Raw genomic sequence first — 6,602 nt, 5'->3', positions numbered from 1 at the left:
GCCGCACCCTGTTGTCACCCACGTCCTTTCGACCGACCGCTTTTCTACGGAGGTACCCCCGTGGCCCAGGCCTCGGCGGCGACGCAGCGCCCCGGCACCACCCGGACCCTGCTCAAGGGCGTGGACGGCGCCGGAACCGTGCGCCGCACCGTCCTCCCAGGCGGCCTGCGCGTCGTCACCGAGACCCTGCCGACGGTGCGCTCCGCGACCTTCGGCATCTGGGTCGGCGTCGGCTCGCGGGACGAGACCCCGCAGCTCAACGGCGCCACCCACTACCTGGAGCACCTGCTCTTCAAGGGCACCGAGCGGCGCAGCGCGCTGGACATCTCGGCCGCCCTGGACGCGGTCGGCGGCGAGATGAACGCCTTCACCGCCAAGGAGAACACCTGCTACTACGCGCGGGTGCTCGACACCGACCTGCCGCTGGCCATCGACGTGGTCTGCGACATGCTCACCGGCTCGCTGATCCGCCCCGAGGACGTCGACGCCGAGCGCGGCGTCATCCTTGAGGAGATGGCGATGGCCGAGGACGACCCGGGCGACGTCGTCCACGACCTCTTCGCCAAGGTGATCTTCGGCAGCGGCCCGCTCGGCCGGCCGATCCTGGGCACCCAGGAGACCATCCGCTCGCTCACACGCGACCAGATCGCCAACTTCTTCCACCGCCGCTACAAGCCCGAGCACCTGGTCGTCGCCGCGGCCGGCAACCTGGACCACCGCAAGGTCGTCCGGCAGGTCGAGCGGGCCTTCGCGCCGCTGCTCGCCAAGTCCGAGGCGGCCCCCGCCGAGGCCCGGCGCGGCGTCAAGGCGCTGCGCACCGCCGGCCGGGTCGAGGTGCTCAACCGGTCCACCGAGCAGGCCCACCTGGTGCTGGGCGTGCCCGGCGTGCCCCGGCACGACGAGCGCCGCTGGGCGATGGGCGTGCTCAACGCGGCCCTCGGCGGCGGCATGAGCTCGCGGCTGTTCCAGGAGGTCCGGGAGAAGCGCGGCCTGGCGTACTCGGTGTACTCGTACTCCTCCTCCTACGCGGACAGCGGCCTGTTCGGCATCTACGCCGGCTGCCAGCCCAAGCGGGTCGAGGAGGTGCTGCGGATCTGCCGCGACGAGCTCGCCAAGGTGGTCGCCGAGGGCATCACCGAGGAGGAGCTGCGGCGCGCGATCGGCCAGATCTCCGGTTCCACCGTGCTCGGCATGGAGGACACCGGCTCGCTGATGAACCGCATCGGCAAGGCCGAGCTGAGCTACGGCCACCACCTGTCGGTCGACGACATGCTGGCGAAGATCGCCGCGGTGACCCTGGACGACGTCCACGAGGTCGCCCGTGATGTGCTGGGGGCCTACCGGCCGTCGCTGGCGCTGATCGGCCCGATCAACGACAAGCGGGCCGCGAAGCTCGCCGACCTGCTGGTGTGAGAGGACTTTCGCTATGACGCTGCGTGTCGCCGTGATCGGCGCCAAGGGACGGATCGGCTCGGAGGCGGTCGAGGCCGTGGCGGCCGCGCCGGACATGGAGCTGGTCGCGACCCTCGGCCGCGGTTCCAGGCTGGAGGAGCTGACCGAGGCGGGCGCCCAGGTGGCCGTCGAACTGACCCACCCGGACTCGGTGATGGGCAACCTCGACCACTGCCTGCACCACGGCATCCACGTGGTCACCGGCACCACCGGCTGGACGGAGGAGCGGCTGTCCACCGTGCGCGGCTGGCTCGACGAGGCTCCGGAGCTCGGCCTGCTGATCGCGCCGAACTTCTCGATCGGCGCGATCCTCGGCATGAGGTTCTCGCAGATCGCGGCCAGGTACTTCGAGTCGGTCGAGGTCGTCGAGCTGCACCACGACGGCAAGGCGGACGCCCCCAGCGGCACCGCCACCCGCACCGCCCAGCTGATCGCCGCCGCCCGCGCCGAGGCCGGCCGCCCGGTGCAGCAGGACCCGACCACCCACAGTCTGCCCGGCGCCCGCGGCGCCGACGTCGACGGGGTGCCGGTGCACGCGGTGCGGCTGCGCGGCCTGCTCGCCCACCAGCAGGTGATGTTCGGCGACACCGGCGAGACCCTCACCATCCGGCACGACTCGCTGCACCACAGCAGCTTCATGCCGGGCATCCTGCTCGGCGCGCGCAAGGTCGTCGAGACGCCCGGGCTCACCCTGGGCCTCGAACACTTCCTGGACCTGTGAGCCCGGCATGACCTCCCGTACCGGCTTCTTCGTCCTCTCCGGCGTGCTGGCCCTGGTCGCGCTGCTCTGCGTCGGCGAGGGCGTCCAGCTGATCGCCACCGGCGAGCCGCTCGGCATCGGCATGGGCCTGTGCGCCTTCGTCATCCCGGTCGTCGGCCTCTGGTTCCTGCGCCAGACGGTCCGCTTCGGCCGGGACAGCGAGCGGCTCGCCCGTGAGCTGGAGGCCGAGGGCGGCCTGCCGGTGGACGAGCTGGAGCGCACCGACGGCGGGCGGATCGACCGCGCCTCGGCCGACGCGGTGTTCGCCTGCCGCAAGACCGAGGCCGAGGCCGCCCCCGGCGACTGGCGGGTCTTCTTCCGCCTGGCGGTCGCGTACGCCGACGCCGGCGACGTGCCGCGCGCCCGCAAGACCATGCAGCACGCGATCCGGCTGCACCGCAATACCGGCACCACCATCACCAAGCCTGCGAGGAGTAACGCGTGAGCGACGACACGACGGCCCCCCGGTTCCGCAGCGACGTCACCGTGGACCTGGTCCGCAGCGCCGCCGCCGACTCGGACGTCATCTGGGCGGCCCGGGTTTCGACGGCGGGGGAGCAGTCCCTGGAGGCGCTCCAGCAGGACCCGGAGAAGTCCACGGGCCTGATCAACTTCCTGATGCGGGACCGGCACGGCACGCCGTTCGAGCACAACTCGATGACCTTCTTCATCAGCGCGCCGATCTTCGTCTTCCGCGAGTTCCACCGCCACCGCAGCGGCTGGTCCTACAACGAGGAGTCCGGCCGCTACCGCGAGCTGGAGCCGGTCTTCTACGTGCCGGGCGAGGAGCGCAGGCTCGTCCAGCAGGGCCGCCCCGGCCGCTACGAGTTCGTCGAGGGCACCCCCGAGCAGCACAAGACGGTCACCTCCTCGATGGAGGCCGCCTACCGCGAGGCGTACGGGCGCTACCAGGAGATGCTGGAGGCCGGCGTGGCCCGCGAGGTCGCCCGCGCGGTGCTGCCGGTCGGGCTCTTCTCGTCGATGTACGCGACCTGCAACGCCCGCTCGCTGATGCACTTCCTGTCGCTGCGCACCAAGCGGGAGAACTCGGCGGTGCCGTCGTTCCCGCAGCGCGAGATCGAGATGGTCGCCGAGCGGATGGAGGAGCAGTGGGCCGCGCTCATGCCGCTCACCCATGCGGCCTTCGAGAAGCACGGCCGGGTCGCCCCCTGACCTGCGGCGACGGGCATCCGGGGAGAGCGTCTGGCATGTCTGGATTGCGGCATTTCTGACCGCTCCCTACGCTCGTGAACACGGATTCCGGTGCTGCTTGAACCCCCGAGCACGCAGCACCGGAATCCCATGTCCCCGCTGCTTGAACCGCCTTCGCCGGGGTGGTGCGCCGGTGTGGCCGTCCGAACCGTGGACCGGCCCGGGTGCCGCCCCACCGCCTACGAGTAGTTTTGGACGCATGGCTCCGACCTCCACCCCCCAGACGCCCTTCGGGCGGGTCCTGACCGCGATGGTGACACCGTTCACCGCCGACGGCGGCCTCGACCTCGACGGCGCCCAGCGCCTCGCCGCGCACCTCGTCGACTCCGGCAACGACGGCCTCGTGGTCAACGGCACCACCGGGGAGTCCCCGACCACCAGCGACGACGAGAAGGCCCGCCTCGTCCGCGCCGTGGTGGAGGCGGTCGGCGACCGGGCCCACGTGGTGGCCGGCATCGGCACCAACGACACCCACCACAGCGTCGAGCTGGCCCGCCAGGCCGAGGCGGCCGGCGCGCACGGTCTGCTGGCGGTCACGCCGTACTACAGCAAGCCCCCGCAGGAGGGCCTGTACCGGCACACCGTGCGGATCGCCGACTCCACCGGGCTGCCGGTCATGCTGTACGACATCCCGGGCCGCAGCGGGGTCGCGCTGAGCCACGAGACGCTGGTGCGGCTCGGCGAGCACCCGCGGATCGTCGCCAACAAGGACGCCAAGGGCGACCTCGGCGCCGCCGCCTGGGCGATCGCCCGCTCGGACCTCGCCTGGTACTCGGGCGACGACATCCTCAATCTGCCGTTGCTGTCGGTCGGAGCCGTCGGTGTCGTCAGCGTGGTCGGCCATGTGGTCGCCGGCGAACTGCGGGCCATGGTCGAGGCCTACCTGGCCGGCGATGTGGCCAAGGCCACGGCGGTGCACCAGCGCCTGCTGCCGGTGTTCACCGGTATCTTCCGCACCCAGGGAGTCATCCTCGCCAAGGCCGCGCTGGACCTCCAGGGCCTGCCCGCCGGCCCGCTGCGGCTGCCCCTGATCGGCGCGACTCCCGAGGAGATCGCGCAACTGAAGAAGGATCTCGCCGACGGCGGGGTAGACCTGTAACAGACACAGACGTGCGCGCCCCGGCTCGCCGGACCCTCACGGGCCCGCCGCTGGACCGGACCGAAGGCGCGAGAGCACAGACCTGGTAGGAAAACGACACTGAGAACGCACGCCATATGTCTCGCGGGGGAGGACCCCGGACATATGGCGTGCGTCGTGAGGAGAGTCTTTTGAGCCACCCGCATCCCGAACTCGGCGCGCCGCCGGCCCTCAAGGCGGGCGCCCTGCGCATCACCCCGCTCGGCGGTCTCGGCGAGATCGGCCGCAACATGACGGTCTTCGAATACGGGGACCGCATTCTCATCGTCGACTGCGGCGTCCTCTTCCCCGAGGACGAGCAGCCCGGCGTCGACCTGATCCTCCCGGACTTCAGCTACATCCGGGACCGCCTCGACAAGATCGACGGCATCGTCCTCACGCACGGCCACGAGGACCACATCGGCGCCGTCCCGTTCCTGCTCCGGGAGAACCCGGACATCCCGCTGATCGGGTCGAAGCTCACCCTCGCGCTGATCGAGGCCAAGCTCGCCGAGCACCGCATCCGCCCGTACGTGCTAGAGGTCGCCGAGGGCGACCGCGAGCGGATCGGCCCCTTCGACTGCCAGTTCATCGCGGTCAACCACTCCATCCCGGACGCGCTGGCCGTCGCCGTGCGCACCCCCGCCGGCATGGTCGTCGCCACCGGCGACTTCAAGATGGACCAGCTGCCGCTGGACGGCCGCCTCACCGACCTGCCCACCTTCGCCAAGCTGGCGGAGGAGGGCATGGACCTGCTGCTGGTGGACTCCACCAACGCCGAGGTCCCCGGCTTCATCCCGCACGAGCGCGACATCTCGGCCGCGCTGCGAAACGTTTTCGCGAACGCGGAGAAGCGCATCATCGTCGCCTCCTTCGCCAGCCACGTGCACCGCATCCAGCAGGTGCTGGACGCCGCGCACGAGTACAAGCGCAAGGTCGCCTTCGTCGGCCGCTCGATGGTCCGCAACATGGGCATCGCCCGCGACCTCGGCTACCTGAAGGTGCCCGGCAACATGGTCGTCGACGTCAAGCAGCTGGACGACCTGCCGGACAACGAGGTCGTGCTGATCTGTACCGGCTCGCAGGGCGAGCCGATGGCCGCGCTGTCCCGGATGGCCAACCGCGACCACCAGATCCGCATCGTCGAGGGCGACACCGTCGTCCTGGCGTCCTCGCTCATCCCGGGCAACGAGAACGCGGTCTACCGCGTGATCAACGGGCTGACCCGCTGGGGCGCCAAGGTCGTGCACAAGGGCAACGCCAAGGTGCACGTCTCCGGCCACGCCTCGGCCGGCGAGCTGCTGTACTTCTTCAACATCTGCAAGCCGCGCAACCTCATGCCGGTGCACGGCGAGTGGCGCCACCTGCGGGCCGCGGCCGACCTCGGCATCGCGACCGGCGTCCCGCGCAACCGGGTGGTCATCGCGGAGGACGGCGTCTGCGTCGACCTGGAGGGCGGCGTCGCCCGCATCGTCGGCAAGGTGCAGGCCGGCTACGTTTACGTCGACGGCTCCTCGGTCGGCGACATCACCGAGGCCTCGCTCAAGGACCGCAGGATCCTCGGCGAGGAGGGCTTCATCTCCTGCTTCGTGGTGGTCGACTCGACCAACGGCAAGATCGTCGGCGGCCCGAGCATCCAGGCCCGCGGCTCCGGCATCGACGACGCCGCGTTCGTCCCCGTCGCGGCCAGGCTCCAGGAGGCGCTCGACCGCTCGGCGAGCGACGGCGTCCTGGATATTCGCCAGGTCCAGCAGCTCGTCCGCCGGACCATCGGCAAGTGGGTGGCGGACAACTACCGCCGCCGCCCGATGATCCTGCCGGTCGTCGTCGAGGTCTGAGCCTCCCCGGCGTGATTTGACGTGGGGCGACCCGGTGCGTACTGTTCTCCGGGTTGCCCCACGGGACGGCCCCCAGTCGAAGTCCTCGAACGAAATTCGAGAACGGAGCGGGAAAACGGCCCGAGAAACTCTGATAGAGTTCGGGAGCGCCGAAAGGCCAAAGCAAATCGGATGAATGAAACTCCGGAAAACGGAGCGGAAAACATCTGATAAGCTGGAAACA

General features: G+C 70.5%; 6 protein-coding genes. All 6 read left to right on the top strand.

Annotated elements, in window-relative coordinates; genetic code table 11:
• Window positions 1–60: 60 nt before the first annotated feature.
• The 6 genes from ABD308_RS32285 (at window position 61) to ABD308_RS32260 (ending at window position 6,379) form a co-directional block, all read left to right on the top strand.
• Window positions 61–1,413 (top strand): M16 family metallopeptidase, encoded by a 1,353-nt coding sequence (locus ABD308_RS32285; RefSeq protein WP_344343002.1) that lies wholly within the window; start codon window positions 61–63, stop codon window positions 1,411–1,413.
• A 13-nt stretch (window positions 1,414–1,426) separates the two neighbouring features.
• On the top strand, window positions 1,427–2,173 hold the full coding sequence (dapB, locus tag ABD308_RS32280; RefSeq protein WP_344343000.1) for a 4-hydroxy-tetrahydrodipicolinate reductase: 747 nt from the start codon (window positions 1,427–1,429) through the stop codon (window positions 2,171–2,173).
• Window positions 2,174–2,180: 7 nt separating this feature from the next.
• Complete coding sequence (locus tag ABD308_RS32275; RefSeq protein ID WP_344342998.1) at window positions 2,181–2,657, top strand: hypothetical protein; 477 nt, start codon at window positions 2,181–2,183, stop codon at window positions 2,655–2,657.
• Window positions 2,654–3,385 (top strand): FAD-dependent thymidylate synthase, encoded by a 732-nt coding sequence (gene thyX / locus ABD308_RS32270; RefSeq protein WP_344342996.1) that lies wholly within the window; start codon window positions 2,654–2,656, stop codon window positions 3,383–3,385. The genes ABD308_RS32275 and thyX overlap by 4 nt, the downstream gene beginning before the upstream one ends.
• A gap of 238 nt (window positions 3,386–3,623) precedes the next feature.
• Window positions 3,624–4,523, top strand: coding sequence for a 4-hydroxy-tetrahydrodipicolinate synthase (gene dapA, locus ABD308_RS32265; RefSeq protein WP_344342994.1), 900 nt, complete (start codon window positions 3,624–3,626; stop codon window positions 4,521–4,523).
• Window positions 4,524–4,693: 170 nt separating this feature from the next.
• On the top strand, window positions 4,694–6,379 hold the full coding sequence (locus ABD308_RS32260; RefSeq protein WP_344342992.1) for a ribonuclease J: 1,686 nt from the start codon (window positions 4,694–4,696) through the stop codon (window positions 6,377–6,379).
• Window positions 6,380–6,602 lie beyond the last annotated feature (223 nt).

The organism is Kitasatospora putterlickiae (genome assembly GCF_039527695.1).
In the GTDB taxonomy this organism is placed as follows: Bacteria; Actinomycetota; Actinomycetes; order Streptomycetales; family Streptomycetaceae; genus Kitasatospora; species Kitasatospora putterlickiae.
This window is presented reverse-complemented; position numbering and strand designations above follow the sequence as displayed.

Coding starts and splice junctions, on each gene's coding strand:
- dapA (WP_344342994.1), top strand. CDS start 3,624: ATGGCTCCGACCTCCACCCCCCAGACGCCCTTCGGGCGGGTCCTGACC.
- ABD308_RS32275 (WP_344342998.1), top strand. CDS start 2,181: ATGACCTCCCGTACCGGCTTCTTCGTCCTCTCCGGCGTGCTGGCCCTG.
- dapB (WP_344343000.1), top strand. CDS start 1,427: ATGACGCTGCGTGTCGCCGTGATCGGCGCCAAGGGACGGATCGGCTCG.